The following is a 20,102-nucleotide window of genomic DNA, read 5'->3' as shown; positions in this document are numbered from 1 at the left end:
TTTTCCCGTGCGTCTAGCGTCGTGTCATGACCTCGTCGGAGAACCGCCGGATCACCGATCTCGGCACCCTCAAGGCCATCTCGCACCCGCTGCGGATGCGCCTCTACCGCGCCCTCTTCGTGGCCCGCACCGCCACCGCCTCCCAGCTCGCCGACCAGGTCGACGAGGCCGTCTCCCTCGTCAGCTACCACCTGCGCAAGCTCGCCGACCACGGCCTCATCGAGGAGGCCGAGACCCAGTCGGCGGACGGCCGTGAACGCTGGTGGCAGCCCGCCTCGTACGGGATCAGCGTCCAGGAGGAGGACGTCCGGAGCAGCCCCGAACTCGTCGCCGCGAGCGACGCCTTCGGCCGCACGATCAACGAACAGCGCGTCGAACTCCACCGCCGCTTCCTCGACGAGCGGCTCACCTGGTCCGACGAGTGGCGCTCCGCCTCCGTCAGCGGCGAGTGGCTGCCCCGCCTCACCGCCGCCGAACTCACCGCCCTCGGCCAGGAGCTCGAAGCCGTCCTCATGAAGCACGACCGGGCCGCCCGCGCCGCCGAAGCGGCCGGCGAGACCGAGGGCCGCGAGAACGTCGCCGTGCACCTCCACGCGTTCCCCTACCGCTCATGACGGCCACCCAGCTCGCCCCCGTCGAGCGCCCCGCCTACCGCGACCCCAACGTCCTGCGCTGGCTCGGCGCCTACACCGCCTCCACCACCGGCGACATGGTCTACCACCTGGCCCTCTCCTGGGCCGCCGTCCAGAGCGGCACCCCCGCGCAGGCCGGCATCGTGCTCGCCCTCAGCGCCGTGATGCGCGCCCTGCTCATGCTCTTCGGGGGAGTGGTCGCCGACCGGTTCGGACCCCGCCGGGTCGTCATCTCCTCCGACGCCGTCCGCTGTGTCGTCGTCCTCGGCGTCGCCGCCCTGCTCGCGCTCTCCACCCCCGGGCTCTGGGCCCTCGCCGCCCTCGCGCTCGTCTTCGGAGCCGTGGACGCCCTCTTCATGCCCGCCGTCGGGGCCCTGCCGCCACGGATCGCCCCCACCGCCCAGCTCGGCAGGGTCCAGGGCATGCGGGGCCTCTCCTACCGGATGTCGGTCCTGCTCGGAGCCCCGCTCGGCGGGCTCGCGGTCGCCCTCGGCGGACCGGCCGCCGCGTTCGGCGCGGCGGGTCTGCTCTTCGCCTTCTCGCTGCCCCTGCTCCTGGCGCTCCGCCTCTCACCGCTGCCCTCCGGCGGCGGGACGCGGGAGAAGACCACCGCCCTGCGCGACCTGACCGACGGACTGCGCTACATCCGCCGGCACCGCGTCCTCGGCCCGCTGACGATCGTCATCGCCCTGAGCGACCTCGGCTTCGTCGGCCCCCTCAACGTCGGCCTCGCGCTCCTCTCCGACCAGCGCGGCTGGGGCGCCGCCGGCATCGGCTGGGTCCTCGCCGGCTTCGGTACGGGAGCGGGCGCCGCGTCCCTGGTCCTGACCGTACGGGGCCGCGTCCCGCGCGCGGGCCGGATGCTCTCCTGGACCATCGCCCTCGGCGCGGTGTCGATCGGCGCCCTCGCGTACGTACCGGGGCTGCCGGCGGCCGTGGCCGTGTCCGTCGCGATCGGCCTGCTCGCCGGCCTCAGCGGCGCCCTGTGCGGAGCGCTCACCCAGACCGAGTGCGACCCCGCCTACCTGGGCCGGGTCACCTCCGTGACCACCTTCTTCAGCCTCGGCGTCGCCCCGCTGAGCTTCCCGCTCACCGGGGCGGCCGTCGGCCTGTGGGGCCCGGCGCCGGTCTTCACCGCCAGCGCCGCCGTCTGCGCCCTCGGCGGGCTCTACGGCCTCTCGGTGAAGGCCCTGCGCCGCGCGGAAATGCCCTGACAGACCTCTCCGGATCAGAGCCCCAGCTGCCTGGTCTCGCGCAGCCGCTCGATCGCCTCGGGCTCCCCGTCCAGCTCCACCTTCGCCGCGTCCTGGCGCCCGTACAGGTACATCATCAGCTCACCCGGCTCCCCCGAGACCGTCACCACGGGGGTGCCGCGGTGGGCCACCGCCGTCTGGCCGTTCGGGCGGCGAAGGACCAGGCCCACCGGGACCTTGCGGCCGAGGAGCCGGGCGGTGCGCTCCAGACGGGACCAGAGGGCGTCCGCGAAGACCGGGTCGAGCGGGCGCGACGACCAGTCGGGCTGGGCACGGCGCACGTCCTCCGCGTGGACGTAGAACTCGACGACGTTCGCCCCCTCGTCCACCTGCTTGATGGTGAACGGCGAGAACCGCGGCGGACCCGTACGGATGAGCTGGATCAGCTCCTCGTACGGCTTCCCGGCGAACTCCGCCATCACCCGGTCCTGCCGCTCCTTCAACATCGGTACGAGCGAACCGGCCGCCGCGTCCGGGCGCCGCTCGCGCACCACCACATGGGCCGCGAGGTCCCGGGTCCGCCAGCCCTCGCAGAGCGTCGGCGCGTCCGGGCCCGCCGCCTCCAACAGGTCGGCGAGCAGAAGCCGTTCACGTTTGGCATGGGTCGACATGCCCGCCAGCGTACGACCGCCGCCCCCGGTCCGCCCAGTGGACGCTCCGCCGGACACCACCCCGGCGCGCGGCACAATGGCGGCATGAGCAGCAATCTCGACCCGGCCGTCGCCGCCCGCCTCAAGCGCAGCCCCGACGGGCTCGTCCCCGCCATCGCCCAGCAGTACGACACCGGAGAGGTGCTGATGCTGGGCTGGATGGACGACGAGGCCCTGCACCGCACCCTCACCACCGGCCGCTGCACCTACTGGTCGCGCAGCCGCCAGGAGTACTGGGTCAAGGGTGACACCTCCGGGCACGTCCAGCACGTCAAGTCCGTAGCCCTCGACTGCGACGCGGACACCCTCCTCGTCAAGGTCGACCAGGTCGGGGCCGCCTGCCACACCGGCGCCCGCACCTGCTTCGACGCCGACGTGCTCCCCGTATCCCAGTAAGGTCCGGTGCCATGGATCTCGACACCTTCCGCAAGCTGGCGGCCGACCGCCGCGTCATCCCCGTCAGCCGCAGGCTCCTCGCGGACGGCGACACCCCGGTCGGGCTCTACCGCAAGCTCGCCGCCGAGCGGCCCGGCACCTTTCTCCTCGAATCCGCGGAGAACGGCCGCAGCTGGTCCCGCTACTCCTTCATCGGCGTCCGCAGTGACGCCACCCTCACGGTGAAGGACGGCGAGGCGCACTGGCTGGGCACCCCGCCCGTCGGCGTCCCCGTGGACGGCGACCCGCTCCAGGCCCTGCGCGCCACCGTCGAGACCCTCCACACCCCCCGCGACCTCGCGTCCGGGATGCCCCCCTTCACCGGCGGCATGGTCGGCTACCTCGGCTACGACATCGTGCGCCGACTGGAGAAGATCGGGGACTCCACCCGCGACGACCTGCGGCTCCCCGAGCTGACCATGCTCCTCACCAGCGACCTCGCGGTCCTCGACCACTGGGACGGCTCGGTCCTGCTGATCGCCAACGCGATCAACCACAACGACCTGGAGACCGGGGTCGAGGAGGCGTACGCGCACGCCGTCGCCCGCCTCGACGCGATGGAGGCCGACCTGGCCAGGCCCGTCGCCACCGCACCCACCGCCCTCCCCGCCTCCGCGCTGCCGGAGTTCTCCGCCCTCTGGGGCGGCCCGGCCTACCAGGACGCCGTCGAGGACATCAAGGAGCGCATCCGGGCGGGCGAGGCCTTCCAGGTCGTCCCCTCACAGCGGTTCGAGACCCCCTGCACCGCCTCCGCGCTCGACGTCTACCGGGTCCTGCGGGCCACCAACCCCTCCCCGTACATGTACCTCTTCCGCTTCGAGAACGGCTTCGACGTCGTCGGATCCAGCCCCGAGGCCCTCGTCAAGGTCGAGGACGGGCACGCGCTGCTCCACCCCATCGCCGGCACCCGGCACCGCGGCGCCACCCCGCAGGAGGACCACGACCTCGCCGAGGAACTGCTCGCCGACCCCAAGGAGCGCGCCGAGCACCTCATGCTCGTCGACCTCGGCCGCAACGACCTCGGGCGGGTCTGCACCCCCGGCTCCGTCGAGGTCGTCGACTTCATGTCCGTCGAGCGCTACTCGCACGTCATGCACATCGTCTCCACCGTGACCGGCGAGGTCGCCGAGGGCAGGACCGCCTTCGACGTGCTCACCGCCTGCTTCCCCGCCGGCACGCTCTCCGGCGCGCCCAAGCCCCGCGCCATGCAGATCATCGAGGAGCTGGAACCCTCCCGCCGCGGCCTCTACGGCGGATGTGTCGGTTATCTCGATTTCGCCGGCGACGCGGACACGGCCATCGCCATCCGCACCGCCCTGCTCCGCGACGGAACGGCGTACGTGCAGGCCGGAGCGGGTGTCGTCGCCGACTCCGACCCCGTGGCCGAGGACAACGAGTGCCGGAACAAGGCCGCCGCCGTCCTCCGCGCCGTCCACACCGCCAACCGGATGAACGGCACCTGAGCACGTAGGGGATAGTGGGGTACGTGAGTGCCGTACCCGTACCCCAGCCCCGGGCCGCCCGTGCGGCCGTCCCCACCGGCGGCCGCCGCAGCCTGGCCGCGGCCCTCCTCCTCGGCGCCCTCGGCGCCACCGTCGTCCTGCTCTCCGCGGGTCAGATCTGGGCGGAGGGCACCGCGTCTGTCGGCGGCGGCACCGTCCCCGTCGAGGCCGACGGCGGCACCGTCACCGGTGTGCCGACCGCCCTCGCGATCGTCGGTCTCGCCGCGCTCTTCGCCGTCTTCGCCGTCCGCCGCACCGGCCGCACCCTCGTCGCCGCGCTCCTCGCGCTCAGCGGCGCGGGCGCCGCGCTCGCCGCGGTCCTCGGCGCGTCCGACAGCTCCGCCCTGAACGCGGAGGCCGCCCGCATCAGCGGCGACACCGCCGCCGCCGTGGCCGGTCTGACGCACACCGCCTGGCCGTACGTGACCGCCGCCGGCGCCGTCCTCATCCTGCTCGCCGGCCTCTTCGCCCTGCGCTTCGGCAAGAGCTGGCCGGCGATGGGCGGCCGCTACGAGCGCTCCGGAACCCCGCGCACCGCGCGCAAGGCGCCCACGACCGACCCGGACCGGCCCGAGGACCTGTGGAAGGCCCTGGACCGCGGCGAGGACCCCACCCACGGCGCCTGACGGGCGAGCCGGCCGCGACGCGTGATCGTCCCGGTACCCCCGATTCATCCTCGCGCGCCCGCGTGCGGGACAATGAGCGCTGAGTGTCCGCGCACGCGAGACCTCACCATCGAGCAACTGCAACGAGGAGCAACTCATGGCGGGCAGCGCCCACGGACACACCCCGGCCGCCTGGACCGGTGTCATCATCTCCTTCATCGGCTTCTGCATCGCCGGAGTCTTCATGGTGGCCGCCAACCAGCCCGGCTTCTGGGCCGGCATGGGTGTCATCGTCCTCGGCGGCATCGTCGGCGGCGCGATGAAGGCGGCCGGCCTCGGCATGCCGAAGGAGTCGGAGGCCGTAGCCGCCGCCCGCGAGGCCGCGACCGCGACCGCGCGAGCCCGTTCCTGAAGCGCGACGACACACCCGGGAGCGCAGTCCGGCCGTGCCGGGCTGCGCTCCCGCGCGTCGGGGGCGAGAATCACCGGGTGGAACCGCAGCCGACGGCCGCAGCCGTGACCGACACCTCCCCCACCCGACCGGGTGAACCTGGCCCGCCGGGTGAACCTGGCCCGCCGGGTGAACCTGGCCCGCCGGGTGGGCCCGGCCCCGCCCCTGTCTCCGGTGCGGTGCCCCCGCATGCGGGGGCCTGGCCCGGCGGGCCCGTACCGCCGCCGCCACCGCGCCCGCTCGCGCGACGGCTGCTCGCGCCCCTCGCCACGCTCACCGGCGTCGCCGCCGCCTTCGCGTACGTCGGGACCGTCGACCCCAACGAACCCGGGCACTACCCGGTCTGCCCGCTGCTCCGCTTCACCGGCGTCTTCTGCCCCGGCTGCGGCGGCCTCCGCAGCGCCCACGCCTTCGCCCACGGCGACCTCCCGGCCGCCCTCGGCGCCAACGCCCTCGCCGTCGTCGGCTACGGCCTCTTCGGCGTCCTCATGGCCCTCTGGCTGATTCGCGTCATCCGCGGGGAGCCCATGCGCCTCGCGATCTCCTCGGTCTGGTGGTGGGGGATCGGGGCCGTACTCGCCCTCTTCACCCTGGTCCGGAACCTTCCCTTCGGCTCCGCGCTGGCCCCCTGAGGGTCCCGCGCGGCACCGGCAGGACCCCGAGGAGAGTCCCAGCAGGTGGGACGCCGCTCCGCTCGATGCGATGACGGAGCCGTCCTGCGGATAGGATCGATGTGGCTGAACCTGGTTCATCATCACCATCAACGTCCCGGAAGGGGGCCCCTCGCGTGAGTGTGCTCGACGAGATCATCGAAGGCGTACGCGCCGACCTCGCAGAGCGGCAGGCGCGGGTCACCCTCGACGAGCTCAAGGAGCGCGCCGCCAAGGCCCCGCAGGCCAAGGACGGCGTCGCCGCACTGCGCGGAGACGGCGTCAAGGTCATCTGCGAGGTCAAGCGCTCCAGCCCGTCCAAGGGCGCGCTCGCCGCGATCGCCGACCCCGCGGGTCTCGCCGCGGACTACGAGGCGGGCGGTGCCGCCGTCATCTCCGTCCTCACCGAGCAGCGCCGCTTCGGCGGCTCGCTCGCGGACCTGGAGGCCGTCAGGGCCCGGGTCGACATCCCGGTCCTGCGCAAGGACTTCATCGTCACCGCGTACCAGCTCTGGGAGGCACGGGCGTACGGAGCGGATCTCGCGCTCCTCATCGTCGCCGCCCTCGAGCAGGAGGCGCTGGTCTCCCTCATCGAGCGCGCCGAGTCCATCGGGCTCACGCCGCTCGTCGAGGTACACGACGAGGACGAGGTCGAGCGGGCCGTCGACGCGGGCGCCCGGATCATCGGCGTCAACGCGCGCAACCTCAAGACCCTCAAGGTGGACCGCACCACCTTCGAGCGCGTCGCCCCCGAGATCCCCGCGCACATCGTCAAGGTCGCCGAGTCCGGCGTCCGAGGCCCGCACGACCTCATCGCCTACGCCAACGCGGGCGCCGACGCGGTCCTGGTCGGCGAGTCCCTCGTCACCGGCCGCGACCCGAAGGCCGCCGTGGCCGACCTCGTCGCCGCCGGCGCCCACCCCGCCCTCCGGCACGGCCGGAGCTGACCGCGCCATGACCCGCCGCCGCGCCACGCCGACCTCCCGGGGCACCGCCCCGGGCCCGGTCGGCATGCCGTCGGCGAACCCCGTGGGGCGGCGGCGCCTGCTGCGTACCGCGGCGTCCGTCCCCGCCCACGCGCCGCTGGCCCGTGGCTGCCGGCCGCGTGGCTGCCGCGCACCCGCCCGCCGTGTCCACGGCCGCCGGGTGCGGTACGTCATCGGCTCCGAGCCCGGCCAGGTCAACGGCATGCGATGGCGTCCGCGCCTCGCGCGCGTACTCACACACGACGTCAACGCCACCTGACCCTCTCGGACGGCGCTGTCGCCCTACCCCGGTGACCAGCGGTCCCACCTCCCCCCCGTTTGGGCAATCGTCCCGCTGGGCGGGACGGGTGGGGACACGGGACGGCGCCCTCGGCGGCGCCTCGCCCCTTGTGCCCGGACCCGCACCACTCCGGGGCCGCACCCCGGGTGCGGGTTCAGGAGCGGAAGCCTGGGCCCGGCACGGGGCGCCGTCCGTTGTGCCCACCCGTTCCGCCCCAGCGGAACGACTGCCCACAACGAGGGCGCAGGGGGCGCAGCCAAGCGGCCCGTGGCGTTGGCGTACGTGAGTGAGTCGCGCGCATACCGTGACCGACTACCGCACGCGATCCGGGGCATCCGCCCCGCGAGGAGCAACCGCATGTCCAGCGAGTTCTTCATTCCGGACCCGGAGGGTCAGGTCCCCACCGCCGAGGGCTACTTCGGCGCCTACGGCGGCAAGTTCATCCCGGAGGCCCTCGTCGCCGCCGTGGACGAGGTCGCCGTCGAGTACGACAAGGCCAAGGCCGACCCCGAGTTCGCCCGCGAGCTCAACGACCTGATGGTCAACTACACCGGCCGCCCGAGCGCCCTCACCGAGGTCCCCCGGTTCGCCGAGCACGCAGGCGGCGCCCGGATCTTCCTCAAGCGGGAGGACCTCAACCACACCGGCTCGCACAAGATCAACAACGTGCTCGGTCAGGCCCTGCTGACCAAGCGCATGGGCAAGACCCGGGTCATCGCCGAGACCGGCGCCGGCCAGCACGGCGTCGCCACCGCCACCGCCTGCGCCCTCTTCGGCCTCGAGTGCACCATCTACATGGGCGAGGTCGACACCCAGCGCCAGGCCCTCAACGTGGCCCGGATGCGGATGCTCGGCGCCGAGGTCATCGCCGTGAAGTCCGGCAGCCGCACCCTCAAGGACGCCATCAACGAGGCGTTCCGCGACTGGGTCGCCAACGTCGACAGGACCCACTACCTGTTCGGCACCGTCGCGGGACCGCACCCCTTCCCCGCCATGGTCCGCGACTTCCACCGTGTCATCGGCGTCGAGGCCCGCCGCCAGCTCCTGGAGCGCGCCGGACGCCTGCCCGACGCGGCGATCGCCTGCGTCGGCGGCGGCTCCAACGCCATCGGCCTCTTCCACGCCTTCGTCCCCGACGCGGACGTCCGCCTGATCGGCTGCGAGCCGGCCGGCCACGGCGTCGAGACCGGCGAGCACGCGGCCACCCTCACCGCCGGCGAACCCGGCATCCTGCACGGTTCGCGGTCGTACGTCCTCCAGGACGAGGAGGGCCAGATCACCGAGCCGTACTCGATCTCGGCGGGCCTGGACTACCCGGGCATCGGCCCCGAGCACGCGTACCTCAAGGACAGCGGGCGCGGCGAGTACCGCGCCGTCACCGACGACGCCGCCATGCAGGCGCTGCGACTGCTCTCCCGCACCGAGGGCATCATCCCGGCCATCGAGTCGGCGCACGCGCTCGCGGGGGCCCTGGAGGTCGGCAAGGAGTTCGGCAAGGACGCGCTGCTCCTCGTCAACCTCTCCGGCCGCGGTGACAAGGACATGGACACGGCCGCCCGCTACTTCGGCCTGTACGACGGGGAGGGCTCCAAGTGACGACCGGAAACATCCAGCTCCTGAGCGACACCCTCGCCAAGGCCAAGGCCGACAACAGGGCGGCGCTCATCGCCTACCTGCCGGCCGGCTTCCCGACCGTCGACGGCGGCATCGCGGCCATCAAGGCCGTCTTCGACGGCGGCGCGGACGTCGTCGAGGTCGGCCTCCCGCACAGCGACCCGGTGCTCGACGGTCCGGTCATCCAGACCGCCGACGACATCGCCCTGCGCGGCGGCGTCAAGATCGCCGACGTGATGCGCACGGTCAAGGAGGCCCACGCGGCCACCGGCAAGCCCGTCCTCGTCATGACGTACTGGAACCCCATCGACCGGTACGGCGTCGAGCGCTTCACCGAGGAGCTCGCCGCCGCCGGCGGCGCGGGCTGCATCCTGCCCGACCTGCCGGTCCAGGAGTCCGCGCTCTGGCGCGAGCACGCCGACAAGCACGGTCTCGCCACCGTCTTCGTCGTCGCGCCCAGCAGCAAGGACGAGCGCCTCGCCACCATCACGGCGGCCGGCTCCGGCTTCGTCTACGCCGCCTCCCTGATGGGAGTCACCGGCACCCGCGCGTCGGTCGGCGAACAGGCCGCCGACCTCGTCCGCCGCACCCGCGCCACGGCGGAGCTCCCCGTCTGCGTCGGGCTCGGCGTCTCCGACGCCAAGCAGGCGCGCGAGGTCGCGGCCTTCGCCGACGGCGTCATCGTCGGCTCCGCCTTCGTGAAGCGGATCCTCGACGCCGACGGCGACGAGGCCGCGGGACTCGCCGCCGTAAGGGAACTGGCGGCCGAACTCGCCGAGGGTGTCCGCCGCGTTCCGTAACCCATTCGGATGGATCTGGGACCGGGGAGGCACGCACGTGCCTCCCCGGTTCGTTCCTGGGGTGTGAGCGAGAAGAACCGTGGTGACGGGTCAGGGAGCGCGCGGGAGCGCCTCCAACAGCAGCGTGAGCGCGAGAAGGCCCGCGAGAAGCAGCGACGCGTCCTCATCGTGTCGGCGGCGGTGGTCGGCGTCCTCGGCCTGGCCGCGGTCGTCGGCGTGATCGCCGCGGGCGGTGACAAGGACGGCGGGTCGGACAAGGCGGGCCCGGTCGTGGCACCGACCGGGGCGACCGAGGAGGACGGCAAGCCCGCCATCCCGACGGGCAGGACGGACGCCCCGTCGACGCTCGCGATCTGGGAGGACTTCCGCTGCCCCGCGTGCGCCCAGTTCGAGAACGTCATGCGGGACACGATCCACGAGCTGGAGGCGTCCGGCGCCCTCAGGACCGAGTACCACCTCGCCACCCTCATCGACGGGAACATGGGCGGCAGCGGCTCCCTGCGCGCGGCGAACGCGTCGGCATGCGCCCAGGACGCGGGGAAGTTCACCGCGTACCACGACACGCTCTACATCAACCAGCCGCAGGAGACGGACGACGCCTTCGGGAAGAACGACAAGCTCATCGAGCTGGCGGCGAAGGTGCCCGGGCTCGACACGCCCGCGTTCCGCAGCTGTGTGAACGAGGGCACGCACGACAGCTGGGTGGTCAAGTCGAACGAGGCCTTCCAGAACGGCGGCTTCCGCGGGACCCCCTCCGTCCTCCTCAACGGAGAATCGATCTTCCCGACCAAGGGAGGCGAGCAGATCTCCCCGGAGAACCTGAAGAAGTGGGTCGCCGAGGCCAACAAGGGCAAGAAGCCCGGCACGGCCGCCCCTTCGGCGGGGCAGTCCGCAGGTTAGTTACCCATACGTTGCCGGGTGGGCTGCCGTCCCGCCCGCCCGGCAGGGTAGCGTCGGTCCTGCCATGGACCTTGCCTATATTCCCAGCCCGTCGACCGGCGTGATCAACCTCGGACCGATCCCGCTGCGCGGCTATGCCTTCTGCATCATCATCGGTGTCTTCGTCGCCGTCTGGTACGGCAACAAGCGCTGGATCGCCCGGGGCGGCACCGCCGGCACCGTGGCCGACATCGCCGTCTGGGCGGTGCCCTTCGGCCTCGTCGGCGGACGCCTCTACCACGTGATCACCGACTACCAGCTGTACTTCAGCGAGGGTGAGAACTGGGTCGACGCCTTCAAGATCTGGGAGGGCGGCCTCGGTATCTGGGGCGCCATCGCGCTCGGCGCGGTGGGTGCCTGGATCGGCTGTCGCCGACGGGGCATCCCGCTCCCGGCGTACGCCGACGCCATCGCCCCCGGAATCGCCTTCGCCCAGGCCATCGGCCGCTGGGGCAACTGGTTCAACCAGGAGCTGTACGGCAAGCCGACCAATCTCCCCTGGGCCCTGGAGATCTCCGAGAGCGCGAACCGTGAGGCCGGGACGTACCACCCGACCTTCCTGTACGAGTCGCTCTGGTGCATCGGTGTCGCCCTCCTGGTCATCTGGGCCGACCGCCGCTTCAAGCTCGGCCACGGGCGCGCCTTCGCGCTCTACGTCGCCGCCTACTGCACCGGCCGGGCCTGGATCGAGTACATGCGCGTCGACGAGGCGCACCACGTGCTCGGCCTGCGGCTGAACGTGTGGACGGCGATCGTCGTCTTCGTCCTCGCGGTGGTCTACATCGTGATCTCGTCGCGGATCCGCCCGGGCCGCGAGGAGATCGTGGAGGCCAAGGCCGACAAGGCCGACAAGATCGCGAAGGCCGACGAGGCCGACGAGGCGGATGCCGCTGCGGCCGCGGACGACGCGGACGCTGAGTCCGAGGATGCCGCGGCCGACGAGGACGCCGACTCCGCCAAGGACGCGGAGCGCGGTGCCGACAACGGCGCGGGGTCCGCCGCCAAGAGCTGATCCTTTCCAGCCGGCCGGAGGGCCGTCGGGACCGAGAGGTCCCGGCGGCCCTTCTTCATTCCTCAGCCCGTCCGGGCCGCCAGCGCGAGGACGCGGTGGGCGCCCTCCACCACCGCGGCGTCGACGAAGCGGCCGTCCGGGAGGGCCTGGGCGCCCCGCTCCGTCGCGGCCGCCGCGACGACCTCCCGTGCCGCGTCGATCTCCTCCGGCGTGGGGAGGTAGGCGCGCTCGATCACCGGGAGCTGGCGGGGGTGGATGGCCGCCCGGCCGAAGAAGCCCAGGGCCCGGCCCCGGGCGCAGCCGGCCGCCAGTCCCTCCAGGTCGCCGATGTCGGGGTGGACCGACTGGGCAGGGGCCGGGAGGCCGGCCGCGCGGGCCGCGACCACCACCCGGCCGCGCGACCAGTCGAGGCCGCTGTCCTCCCGTACCCCCAGGTCGGCGCGGAGGTCCGTCTCGCCGAGCGCGATGCCCCGCACGGCGGGATGGGCCGTGGCGACGGCGTACGCCTGCTCCACGGCGAGGGCGCTCTCCAGGAGCGGGTAGAGGGGGAGACCCGGGGCGGCTTCGGCGATCCGGTGGATGTCAGGGGCGTGTGTCACCTTGGGTACACGGAGACCGCAGAGGCCGGGGAGGGGGGCCAGGGTGGGGATGTCGTGCGGGGAGTGGACGCGGACGTGCACCGGGACGGGGTGGATGTCCGTGAGGAGATCCGTCGTGGCGTCGAGGGCGTACGCCTTGCGGTGCGGGGCGACCGCGTCCTCCAGGTCGACGATCACGATGTCGGCGCCCGAGGCGAGGGCCTTGCGGACTACCTCGGGCCGGTCGCCGGGGGCGTACAGCCAGGTGAGGGGGGTGCGGACCAGGCTGAGACCGTCGACCCCCGCCAGGGTGCTCATACCGCCCCCTGGTCGCGGAGGCGGTCGATCTCGGCGGGGGTGAGGCCGAGTTCGGAGAGGACGGCGGTGGTGTCGGCGCCATGGGGGCGGCCGGGCCAGCGGATGCCTCCGGGCGTCTCGGAGAGGCGGAACAGGACGTTCTGCATCCTGATCGGGCCGAGTTCGGGGTCCTCGACCTCGGTGACGGTGCCGAGCGCCCGGTACTGCGGGTCGTCGACGACGTCCCGGATGTCGTAGACGGGGGCGATGGCCGCCTCCGCCTTCTCGAAGGCCGCCATCGCCTCGTCGCGGGTGCGGCGGGCGATCCACGCGCCGACCGCCTCGTCCAGGACGTCGGCGTTCGCGGCCCGTCCCGCGCCGTCGGCGAACCACGGCTCGTCGATCAGCTCCGGGCGGCCGACGAGCCGCAGTACCCGCTCGGCGATCGACTGGGCGGAGGTGGAGACGGCGACCCAGGAGCCGTCGGCGGTCCGGTAGGTGTTGCGCGGGGCGTTGTTGCGGGAGCGGTTGCCCGTCCGGGGCTGGACATAACCGAGTTGGTCGTACCAGAGGGGGTGGGGGCCGATGACGGCGAGCATCGGTTCGATGATCGCCATGTCGACGACCTGGCCGCGGCCGGTCGTCGTCCTGGCGGTGAGCGCGGTCATCACCGCGTACGCCGTGGCCAGGGCGGCGATGGAGTCGGCCAGGCCGAAGGGGGGCAGGGTGGGCGGGCCGTCGGGTTCGCCCGTGATGGCCGCGAAACCGCTCATCGCCTCGGCGAGGGTGCCGAATCCCGGCCGGTGGGCGTACGGGCCGAACTGGCCGAAGCCGGTGACGCGGGCGAGGACCAGACGCGGGTTGACGGTGGAGAGCTCCTCCCAGCCCAGGCCCCAGCGTTCCAGGGTGCCGGGGCGGAAGTTCTCCACGATCACGTCGGCGTCGGCGGCGAGTGCCAGGAGGGTGTCACGGCCTCCCGGCGAGGACAGGTCGAGGGTGATCGTCCGCTTGTTGCGGCCGAGGACCTTCCACCAGAGGCCGATGCCGTCCTTGGCGGGGCCGTGCCCACGGGACGGATCGGGCTTGCGGGGGTGCTCGACCTTGACGACGTCGGCGCCGAAGTCGCCGAGCATCGTGGCCGCGAGAGGGCCGGCGAAGAGGGTCGCGAGATCCAGGACGCGCAGCCCGCGCAGGGGCGGAGCGGGGGCCTCGGGCGCGTTGGCCGGTGGGTGGACGGTGGTGTGGACGGCTGCGTGGACGGTCATACGGGGTCGGCCTCCAGGGTGTCGGGGGAGTGGAAGGCCGCCTCGATCTCGACGCGGTACGGCATCGAGGTCGACGCGCCCTCGCGCCGGACGGAGAGCGCGGCGGCGGCCTGTGCCCAGGCCAGGGCCTCCGGGGCGGGGCGGCCCTCGCCGAGGGCGACCGCGAGCGCGCCCACGAAGGTGTCGCCGGCACCGGTCGTGTCCACCGCCCGGACCCGGGGCGCGGGCACCAGGACCGGATCGGCGCCCCGTGCGGCGTACAGGCTGCCGGCCGCGCCCAGGGTGACGACCACCTCGGGGACGTCCCGGAGCAGGGCCACGGCGGCCTCGCGCGGGTCGGTCAGTCCGGTGAGCGCGGCGGCCTCGTGCTCGTTGGGCACCAACAGGTCCACGGCGGCGAGCAGTTCGGGGGGCAGCGGCTGGGCGGGGGCCGGGGTGAGGACGGTGCGGACGCCCAGCCGGCGGGCGGTCGCGGCGCCCTCCACGACGACGGAGAGGGGGAGTTCGAGCTGCAGGAGCAGGGCGTCCGCGGTTCCGATGAGCGCCTCGTCGCCGTGGGAGAGGGAGGTGACGGTGCCGTTGGCGCCGGGGACGACGACGATCGCGTTGCCGCCCTCGTCGTCGACGACGATGTGGGCGGTGCCGGAGGCGCCCTCGGCGGTGCGCAGGAGATCGGTGTCCACCGAGCAGTGCTCCAGGGTGGCGCGCAGCCGTGCTCCGAAGTCGTCCGCGCCGACGGCTCCGATCATCGCCACCTCTGCGCCCGCGCGTGCGGCGGCGACGGCCTGGTTGGCGCCCTTGCCGCCCGGGATCGTGTGGAAGGAGCGGCCGGTGACGGTCTCTCCGAGGGCCGGGGCCCTCGGTACGTAGGTGACGAGGTCCATGTTCGTGCTGCCGAGTACGACGATGCTGGTCATGGGCGTACTGCCTCCCGGTGGGTCAGTTCGGCCAGGGTGTCGAAGCCGACGCCGTCGAAGGACGGGACGGAGGTCGAGAGACGGTTCTTGAGCGGGGCGGTCCACCGCTCGGGCAGCCGGTCGGGGTGCCCGGCGAGCAGCCCGGCGACCGAACCGGCGGTGGCTCCGTTGGAGTCGGTGTCCCAGCCGCCGGACACGGCCGCGCAGACGGAGCGGGAGAAGTCGCCGTCGGCGTGGGTGAGGGCGGCGGCGAGCAGCGCGGCGTTCGGGACGGCATGCACCCAGTGGTACCCGCCGAGTTCCGCGTGCAGCCGGTCGACGACGGTGTCGAAGTCGGTCGTCTCGCGGGCCAGTCCGATGCCGCGGCGGACGGCCTCCGCGAGGCGGGAGCGCGACGGGATCACGCCGAGGCCGGCGGCGAGCGACTGGTGGACGTCGGCGGTGCCGGTCGCCGCGGTGGCGAGGACGGCTGCGACGAACATGGCGCCGTAGACGCCGTTCGCGGTGTGGGTGAGCACCGCGTCCCGGTACGCCTGCGCCGCGGCGGCGGCCGGGTCGCCCGGGTGGGTCCAGCCGTGGACGTCGGCCCGGATCTGGGCACCGATCCACTCGCGGAAGGGGTTGCGGTGGACGGCGGTCAGCGGGGGTTCGACGCCGTCGAGGAGGTTGCGGTAGGCGACGCGCTCGGCCGTGAAGGTGCGGCCGGCGGGTAGCTCGTCGAGCCAGAGGCGGGCGACGTCGGCGGTGGTGAAGTCGCGGCCGTACCGCTGGAGCAGCAGCAGGTTGAGCAGGGGGTAGTTGAGGTCGTCGTCCTCGGGCATGCCGTCGATGTTCTCGGCTAGGGAGGTGGTGGCGGAGCGACGGTTCCAGGGGTGGGCGGCGAGCAGGCCCTGGGGTACGCCGCGGGCGGTGAACCAGGTGCAGAGCGGCCAGTTGCCGGTGGCGCGGGCGAGGGCGCGGAGGGCGGAGAGGGGGAGCTTCTCGACGGGCTTGCCGAGCAGACAGCCGGCGGCGCGGCCGAGCCAGGCGGCGTGCAGCCGGTCACGGAGGCCGTCGGGGGCTTCGCCCCCGAGCCCTTGGCGCCTCGGCGCTTCGTCGGGGGCGGTACCGGGCAGTTCGGATGCGGGCAGGTCCTGGTGGGTGTCGTGCGGGCGGCCGGCACCCGGCAATGGGGGCTGTGCCCACCCGTCCCGCCCTGCGGGACGACTGCCCACAGCGGTGCCTGTGGGGGAGTGGGGGGGCGTCAGGGTCTGGATGTCCGGGAGGGGGGTCGGTTCGCGGTCGGCCAAGGGGGTCGGGAGGGACGCCAGGGCGGTCAGGAGTTCTTCCGCCAGAGGGCGGAGGTCGGGTCGGGGTGTCGTGGACGCGCCTGCCGTCTCCGGGGCCGGGGGGCCGCCCGCCGCCGCCCAGCGGGCCGCGAGGGCGGTCGCGTCGCGGCCGTCCTCCCTCGCCTGGCGCAGTTCGTGGCCCACCAGGTCCTCCGGCTGGACCCAGGTCAGACGGAGGTTCACCGGTCCGCGCTCGTCAGGGCCGCGAACGCCGACGCGTGGGCACGGCGCCGTTCCGTGTCCTCGGCGAACACCTCGCGGGTCACTTCGGCGAGCACCCTCCCCGGGGCGTGCAGGTCGAGGCGGCTCGCGTCCGCCACCCGCTTCGCCCAGTCGGCGGGCACGGCCTGCTCCCCGTGCAGCGCGCCCACGATCGCGCCCGCCATCGTGGCGATCGAGTCGCAGTCACGGCCGTAGTTGACCGCGCCCAGGACCGTACGACGGTAGTCGCCCTCGCCGACGAGGAGCATGCCGAGGGCGATCGGGAGCTCCTCGATCGCGTGCAGACGGGAGGGCCGGCGGGCACCGAGGGAGGGGGAGCGGTAGTCGGGTCCCACCGAGTCGAAGGGGGCCACCGCCCTGCGGAGCGGGGTCAGCGCCGATTCGAAGTCCGTGTGGCCGGCCGCCACTTCCGCGACCGCCTCGATCGCCGACCGCGTGCCGTCCTTCGCGAGGGCGAGGGCCGTCCCCACCACCGTGGACGGCGTGGCGCCCGGTGCGCACGCCGCGGCCACCGCCGCCGCGAACACCCCCGCCGCCTCGCGGCCGTACGAGGACTGGTGCGCGCCCGCCACGTCCAGGGCCTCGGCGTACGCGGCCTCCGGATGGGCGGCGTTGACGAGCCCGACCGGCGCCATGTACATCGCGGCGCCGCAGTTGACGATGTTGCCGCTGCCCGCCTCGCGCGGGTCCACATGGCCGTAGTGGAGCCGGGCCACGATCCACTTCTCGGCGAGGAAGATCCGCTGGAGGGGGAGCGCCTCGGCCTCCAGCTCGGGGATCCAGACCGGGGAGCCCATGAGTTCGGGGACGAGATGGTCCGCGACCGCGTACGCGTCGAGATGGCCGCGGACCCGTCCGTACACCCGGACCAGGGCGTGGGTCATCAAGGTGTCGTCGGTGACGTGCCCGTCGCCCTTGTGGTACGGGGCGACGGGGCGGGCGGTGCGCCACTCCTCGCCGTTCCAGGGGCCGACGATCCCCGTCACCCGACCGCCGTGGCGCTCCACGATCTGCTCGGGCGTGTAGCCCTCGACGGGGCCGCCGAGCGCGTCGCCGACGGCGGCCCCGAGGAGACTGCCGGTGATCCGGTCATCCAGGCTGGGCACATCCAGTGTGGGTGTCATGTCGGAATTGTCCACCCGGGACGGCTGGTTCCGTGGCTGCGAGGAGCCCGGCGAGTTCGACCAGATCCGTCCCCGCGAGCCGGGGCAGCGCACAGCCCGCGAGCGTCCGGCACGCGTCGCGCCACGTCGCCGGCACCGAACGGCCCCCGCCGAGCGCCCCGGTGAGCGCGCCCGCGAGCGCGGGGGCGGAGTCGGCGACCCGGGACAGGCAGACGGCGGCCGGTACGGCGGCCGTCATCGCGCCACGGGCGGCGGTGGCGAGGGCGAGCGCGACCGGGACGGTCTCCGCGGCGGCGATGCCGTAGCTGTAGACGTGGTCCACGATCTGGTGCTCCAGGAGCGGGACCAGCTCGAAGGCCGAACCGGCGGTCTGGGCCAGCTTCACCGCGTACCGGGCGTTGCGGCCGATCTCCGTGACGGGCGGGAGTTCGACGAGCGCCGCCTCGACGCTCTCGTCGACCGTCGCCCCGCCGAAGGCCGCGGCGACGGCCGCCGCCATCGCGCGGGCGCCGTGCACGCCGTCGCCGTCCTGGGTGTACCGGGCGTCGAACTCGGCGAGTTCGGCGGCGGCGCGCGGGTCGCCGGGGTGGACGAGCGCCAGGACCACGGCCCGCACGCAGGCGGCGTCGTCGAAGAAGTGCGGGTTGTCGTGGCCGGTCGCCGGCGGGCGCAGACCCGTGGCCAGATTGCCGAGCCCCGCGCGGACGGAGATCCGGGCGCGGAGCGGGAGGACGGCGGACTCGACCTCGGGGGCGCGCTCGGCCGCGGCGGCGACCTGTCCGGCGAGGGCGTTCCAGGCGAGGTCGACGGCGGCGCGGAGGCGGCGCTCCTGGGTCAGGCCGGCGAAGACCTGGCCCGAGGCGGTGAGGACCGCCTCTGCGGTGAAGGCCGCCCACTCGGCGTCGTCGGAGGGGCCGAGGCGCAGGGGTTCGGGTGGTTGGTTGAGGGCGATGGGGACGGGCAGGGTGGTCGTCGCGTTCTGCTCGGCGAAGGTGTCGAGCTCGCGGGTGAGCCGGCGGGTCCACTCGGGCATGCGGGCGGCGCGGTGGCGGGCGGCGGGCCATCCGGCGGCGTCGCCTGCGGCGAGCCCGAGGAGGAGGCCTTCGACTGCGTCGCGGGCGGGTCTGCGGGGGGTGTCGGGGGGTGGGACGGCGCCCTGGGTGCCGGCCCCCTTGTGGGTGCCGGTCCACGAACCGGTGCCGCGAACCGGGGCGGGTCCCTGGGGGGCCAGGTCCGGTGAGCCGGAGCCCGGCACCAGGGGCGCCGTCAGGTCCTGGTGGGCACCGGGCAGGAGGCCGGGACCCGGCAACGGGGGCTGTGCCCACCCGTCCCGCCCTGCGGGACGATTGCCCACAGTGGTGGTGACGGTGCCGGTGGCGTCCGACCCTGGTGCTGTGCCCACAGCAGCGGCGGCGGCCGTGGTCGTCGGTGTGTTCGGATCGGGGGTCATCAGGATTCGCCCTCCGGGGTCAGCAGGTCCGCGACGTCCAGGACGTGGTAGCCGCGCATCGACGGGAGGCAGCTGCCCGTCACCGGGGTGATGGCCGTCGCCCAGGACTCGGGGATCGCGCGCATGCCGCCCGCCGCGCCGGCCAGCGCGCCCGCCACCGCCGCCGTCGTGTCGGCGTCGCGGCCCATGTTGACGGCGGTCAGGACGGCCGTACGGAAGTCCCCGCGGGCCGCGGCGAACGCGCCGAAGGCCAGGCCCACGGCCTCCGGTGCCAGGTCCGTCCAGGGGTAGCCGCCGATGACGACCGCCGAGCGGACCTGGCGTTCACGGGTGAGCGGGTCCGGCTGGACCCGTTGGGCGGCGACCACCGCGCGCCGCAGCGAGCGGGCCGTCCAGGAGTCCATCGGGACGACCGAGAGGGCCGCCGCGATCACGGACGTGACCGTCTCGCCCGCCATCGCCGCGGCGACGCCCGCCGCGACCGCCTGGCCGCCGTAGATGCCCTCGCCGTCGTGGCTGACGCTGCCGTCGATCGCGACGAGCCGGGCCGCCTCGGCCGGGCGGCCGGCGGCGAAGACGCCGAACGGGGCGGCGCGCATCGCGAGACCGTCCGACCAGGCGTGGCGGTGCTGGGCGGAGATGGGGGCGGCGAGCCCCCGGCGCAGGTTCTCCAGGGTGCCGCGCTCCGAGAAGCCCGCACCGCGGAACGGGCCTTCGTCGAGGTCGGCGATCCAGTGGTGCCAGGCCCGTTCGACGTGCCGGACGGTGAGGGCCGAGCCGTGCCGGGCGAGGAGCAGCGCGGAGAAGATGGCGTACTCGGTGTCGTCGGTGCCCGCGGGGCTCTCGGTCACGAAGCCCTCGATCCGGCCCCAGCGGCGGCGGATCTCGGAGGGCCGCATGTTCTCGGCGGGCGCGCCGAGCGCGTCGCCGACGGCGAGGCCGAGGAGCGCCCCTCTCGCCCGTTCACGCGTGTCGCATGCCGTGGTGGTCACCATCTCGCGGCCCCTTCCTCGGGAGAGGCGCACCCATGGCGCCCCGATGCCTGGATCTGTGCCACGGCGGGCCGCGAACTCGCCGAAGAAACGTCTCTGTCACCCGCCTGACACCCCGCC

21 protein-coding genes are annotated in these 20,102 nt (G+C 73.9%); 13 read left to right on the top strand and 8 right to left on the bottom strand.

Annotation, left to right across the window (positions count from 1 at the left end):
- Positions 1-26 precede the first annotated feature (26 nt).
- Both ACIA8N_RS01250 and ACIA8N_RS01245 read left to right on the top strand, forming a co-directional pair.
- Entirely contained in the window at positions 27-614 is a 588-nt protein-coding gene (locus tag ACIA8N_RS01250) for a helix-turn-helix domain-containing protein (RefSeq protein WP_365776901.1), read from the top strand.
- Positions 611-1,846, top strand: coding sequence for an MFS transporter (locus ACIA8N_RS01245; RefSeq protein WP_365776899.1), 1,236 nt, complete (start codon positions 611-613; stop codon positions 1,844-1,846). The genes ACIA8N_RS01250 and ACIA8N_RS01245 overlap by 4 nt, the downstream gene beginning before the upstream one ends.
- 14 nt (positions 1,847-1,860) lie before the next feature.
- On the opposite strand, the gene ACIA8N_RS01240 is transcribed toward ACIA8N_RS01245, so the two are convergent.
- Positions 1,861-2,496, bottom strand: a complete 636-nt coding sequence (locus tag ACIA8N_RS01240) for a TIGR03085 family metal-binding protein (RefSeq protein WP_365776897.1) — start codon at positions 2,494-2,496, stop codon at positions 1,861-1,863.
- Between the two features lie 84 nt (positions 2,497-2,580).
- On the opposite strand from ACIA8N_RS01240, the gene hisI reads away from it, so the two are divergent.
- The 11 genes from hisI to lgt all read left to right on the top strand — a co-directional run bounded on the left by hisI (position 2,581) and on the right by lgt (position 11,809).
- Positions 2,581-2,931: a phosphoribosyl-AMP cyclohydrolase gene (gene hisI, locus ACIA8N_RS01235; RefSeq protein ID WP_030547280.1), complete on the top strand. Its 351-nt coding sequence runs from the start codon at positions 2,581-2,583 to the stop codon at positions 2,929-2,931.
- An 11-nt stretch (positions 2,932-2,942) separates the two neighbouring features.
- On the top strand, positions 2,943-4,433 hold the full coding sequence (locus ACIA8N_RS01230) for an anthranilate synthase component I (RefSeq protein ID WP_365776894.1): 1,491 nt from the start codon (positions 2,943-2,945) through the stop codon (positions 4,431-4,433).
- Between the two features lie 14 nt (positions 4,434-4,447).
- Positions 4,448-5,098 (top strand): TIGR02234 family membrane protein, encoded by a 651-nt coding sequence (locus tag ACIA8N_RS01225; protein ID WP_365776892.1) that lies wholly within the window; start codon positions 4,448-4,450, stop codon positions 5,096-5,098.
- Between the two features lie 136 nt (positions 5,099-5,234).
- On the top strand, positions 5,235-5,489 hold the full coding sequence (locus ACIA8N_RS01220; protein ID WP_365776890.1) for an HGxxPAAW family protein: 255 nt from the start codon (positions 5,235-5,237) through the stop codon (positions 5,487-5,489).
- A gap of 218 nt (positions 5,490-5,707) precedes the next feature.
- Positions 5,708-6,160: a DUF2752 domain-containing protein gene (locus tag ACIA8N_RS01215; protein ID WP_365776888.1), complete on the top strand. Its 453-nt coding sequence runs from the start codon at positions 5,708-5,710 to the stop codon at positions 6,158-6,160.
- Positions 6,161-6,315: 155 nt separating this feature from the next.
- Positions 6,316-7,125: an indole-3-glycerol phosphate synthase TrpC gene (trpC, locus tag ACIA8N_RS01210; protein ID WP_030547270.1), complete on the top strand. Its 810-nt coding sequence runs from the start codon at positions 6,316-6,318 to the stop codon at positions 7,123-7,125.
- A gap of 64 nt (positions 7,126-7,189) precedes the next feature.
- Positions 7,190-7,423 (top strand): tryptophan biosynthesis modulator TrpM, encoded by a 234-nt coding sequence (trpM, locus tag ACIA8N_RS01205; RefSeq protein ID WP_365777629.1) that lies wholly within the window; start codon positions 7,190-7,192, stop codon positions 7,421-7,423.
- Positions 7,424-7,801: 378 nt separating this feature from the next.
- Positions 7,802-9,040, top strand: a complete 1,239-nt coding sequence (gene trpB, locus ACIA8N_RS01200) for a tryptophan synthase subunit beta (RefSeq protein ID WP_365776886.1) — start codon at positions 7,802-7,804, stop codon at positions 9,038-9,040.
- Positions 9,037-9,858 carry a tryptophan synthase subunit alpha gene (gene trpA / locus ACIA8N_RS01195; RefSeq protein WP_365776884.1) on the top strand — a complete coding sequence of 274 codons (822 nt, stop codon included), beginning with the start codon at positions 9,037-9,039 and terminating at the stop codon, positions 9,856-9,858. The genes trpB and trpA overlap by 4 nt, the downstream gene beginning before the upstream one ends.
- A 63-nt stretch (positions 9,859-9,921) precedes the next feature.
- Positions 9,922-10,758 carry a thioredoxin domain-containing protein gene (locus tag ACIA8N_RS01190; protein WP_365776882.1) on the top strand — a complete coding sequence of 279 codons (837 nt, stop codon included), beginning with the start codon at positions 9,922-9,924 and terminating at the stop codon, positions 10,756-10,758.
- Positions 10,759-10,822: 64 nt separating this feature from the next.
- Complete coding sequence (gene lgt / locus ACIA8N_RS01185) at positions 10,823-11,809, top strand: prolipoprotein diacylglyceryl transferase (RefSeq protein ID WP_365776880.1); 987 nt, start codon at positions 10,823-10,825, stop codon at positions 11,807-11,809.
- Positions 11,810-11,871: 62 nt separating this feature from the next.
- On the opposite strand, the gene ACIA8N_RS01180 is transcribed toward lgt, so the two are convergent.
- Genes ACIA8N_RS01180 through ACIA8N_RS01150 form a run of 7 tightly spaced genes read right to left on the bottom strand, consistent with a single transcriptional unit; the run spans position 11,872 to position 19,985 of the window.
- On the bottom strand, positions 11,872-12,705 hold the full coding sequence (locus tag ACIA8N_RS01180) for a CoA ester lyase (protein ID WP_365776878.1): 834 nt from the start codon (positions 12,703-12,705) through the stop codon (positions 11,872-11,874).
- Complete coding sequence (locus ACIA8N_RS01175) at positions 12,702-13,949, bottom strand: CoA transferase (RefSeq protein ID WP_365776876.1); 1,248 nt, start codon at positions 13,947-13,949, stop codon at positions 12,702-12,704. Before ACIA8N_RS01175 ends, ACIA8N_RS01180 begins: the two co-directional genes overlap by 4 nt.
- Positions 13,946-14,866, bottom strand: a complete 921-nt coding sequence (rbsK, locus tag ACIA8N_RS01170) for a ribokinase (protein WP_365776874.1) — start codon at positions 14,864-14,866, stop codon at positions 13,946-13,948. The genes ACIA8N_RS01175 and rbsK overlap by 4 nt, the downstream gene beginning before the upstream one ends.
- Positions 14,863-16,377 carry an ADP-ribosylglycohydrolase family protein gene (locus ACIA8N_RS01165; RefSeq protein ID WP_365776872.1) on the bottom strand — a complete coding sequence of 505 codons (1,515 nt, stop codon included), beginning with the start codon at positions 16,375-16,377 and terminating at the stop codon, positions 14,863-14,865. The genes rbsK and ACIA8N_RS01165 overlap by 4 nt, the downstream gene beginning before the upstream one ends.
- Entirely contained in the window at positions 16,374-17,540 is a 1,167-nt protein-coding gene (locus ACIA8N_RS01160) for an ADP-ribosylglycohydrolase family protein (protein ID WP_365776870.1), read from the bottom strand. The genes ACIA8N_RS01165 and ACIA8N_RS01160 overlap by 4 nt, the downstream gene beginning before the upstream one ends.
- Positions 17,506-18,990: an ADP-ribosylglycohydrolase family protein gene (locus tag ACIA8N_RS01155; RefSeq protein ID WP_365776868.1), complete on the bottom strand. Its 1,485-nt coding sequence runs from the start codon at positions 18,988-18,990 to the stop codon at positions 17,506-17,508. The genes ACIA8N_RS01160 and ACIA8N_RS01155 overlap by 35 nt, the downstream gene beginning before the upstream one ends.
- The gene (locus ACIA8N_RS01150; protein WP_030547245.1) at positions 18,990-19,985 is read right to left on the bottom strand and encodes an ADP-ribosylglycohydrolase family protein; all 996 of its coding nucleotides are present in this window, start codon (positions 19,983-19,985) and stop codon (positions 18,990-18,992) included. Before ACIA8N_RS01150 ends, ACIA8N_RS01155 begins: the two co-directional genes overlap by 1 nt.
- Between the last annotated feature and the right edge of the window lie 117 nt (positions 19,986-20,102).

The organism is Streptomyces sp. NPDC051822 (assembly GCF_044452745.1).
Classification (GTDB): domain Bacteria; phylum Actinomycetota; class Actinomycetes; order Streptomycetales; family Streptomycetaceae; genus Streptomyces.
The sequence above is the reverse complement of the archived record's forward strand: the minus strand, read 5'-3'. Positions and strand labels throughout refer to the sequence as shown.

Bases quoted from the DNA above. Each gene is read 5' to 3' on its own strand.
- ACIA8N_RS01175 (WP_365776876.1), bottom strand. From the start codon at position 13,949: ATGACCGTCCACGCAGCCGTCCACACCACCGTCCACCCACCGGCCAAC.
- ACIA8N_RS01155 (WP_365776868.1), bottom strand. From the start codon at position 18,990: ATGACCCCCGATCCGAACACACCGACGACCACGGCCGCCGCCGCTGCT.
- hisI (WP_030547280.1), top strand. From the start codon at position 2,581: ATGAGCAGCAATCTCGACCCGGCCGTCGCCGCCCGCCTCAAGCGCAGC.
- trpM (WP_365777629.1), top strand. From the start codon at position 7,190: ATGCCGTCGGCGAACCCCGTGGGGCGGCGGCGCCTGCTGCGTACCGCG.
- ACIA8N_RS01180 (WP_365776878.1), bottom strand. From the start codon at position 12,705: ATGAGCACCCTGGCGGGGGTCGACGGTCTCAGCCTGGTCCGCACCCCC.
- ACIA8N_RS01245 (WP_365776899.1), top strand. From the start codon at position 611: ATGACGGCCACCCAGCTCGCCCCCGTCGAGCGCCCCGCCTACCGCGAC.
- rbsK (WP_365776874.1), bottom strand. From the start codon at position 14,866: ATGACCAGCATCGTCGTACTCGGCAGCACGAACATGGACCTCGTCACC.
- ACIA8N_RS01230 (WP_365776894.1), top strand. From the start codon at position 2,943: ATGGATCTCGACACCTTCCGCAAGCTGGCGGCCGACCGCCGCGTCATC.
- ACIA8N_RS01220 (WP_365776890.1), top strand. From the start codon at position 5,235: ATGGCGGGCAGCGCCCACGGACACACCCCGGCCGCCTGGACCGGTGTC.
- ACIA8N_RS01160 (WP_365776870.1), bottom strand. From the start codon at position 17,540: ATGACACCCACACTGGATGTGCCCAGCCTGGATGACCGGATCACCGGC.
- trpB (WP_365776886.1), top strand. From the start codon at position 7,802: ATGTCCAGCGAGTTCTTCATTCCGGACCCGGAGGGTCAGGTCCCCACC.
- ACIA8N_RS01240 (WP_365776897.1), bottom strand. From the start codon at position 2,496: ATGTCGACCCATGCCAAACGTGAACGGCTTCTGCTCGCCGACCTGTTG.
- lgt (WP_365776880.1), top strand. From the start codon at position 10,823: ATGGACCTTGCCTATATTCCCAGCCCGTCGACCGGCGTGATCAACCTC.
- ACIA8N_RS01150 (WP_030547245.1), bottom strand. From the start codon at position 19,985: ATGGTGACCACCACGGCATGCGACACGCGTGAACGGGCGAGAGGGGCG.
- ACIA8N_RS01250 (WP_365776901.1), top strand. From the start codon at position 27: ATGACCTCGTCGGAGAACCGCCGGATCACCGATCTCGGCACCCTCAAG.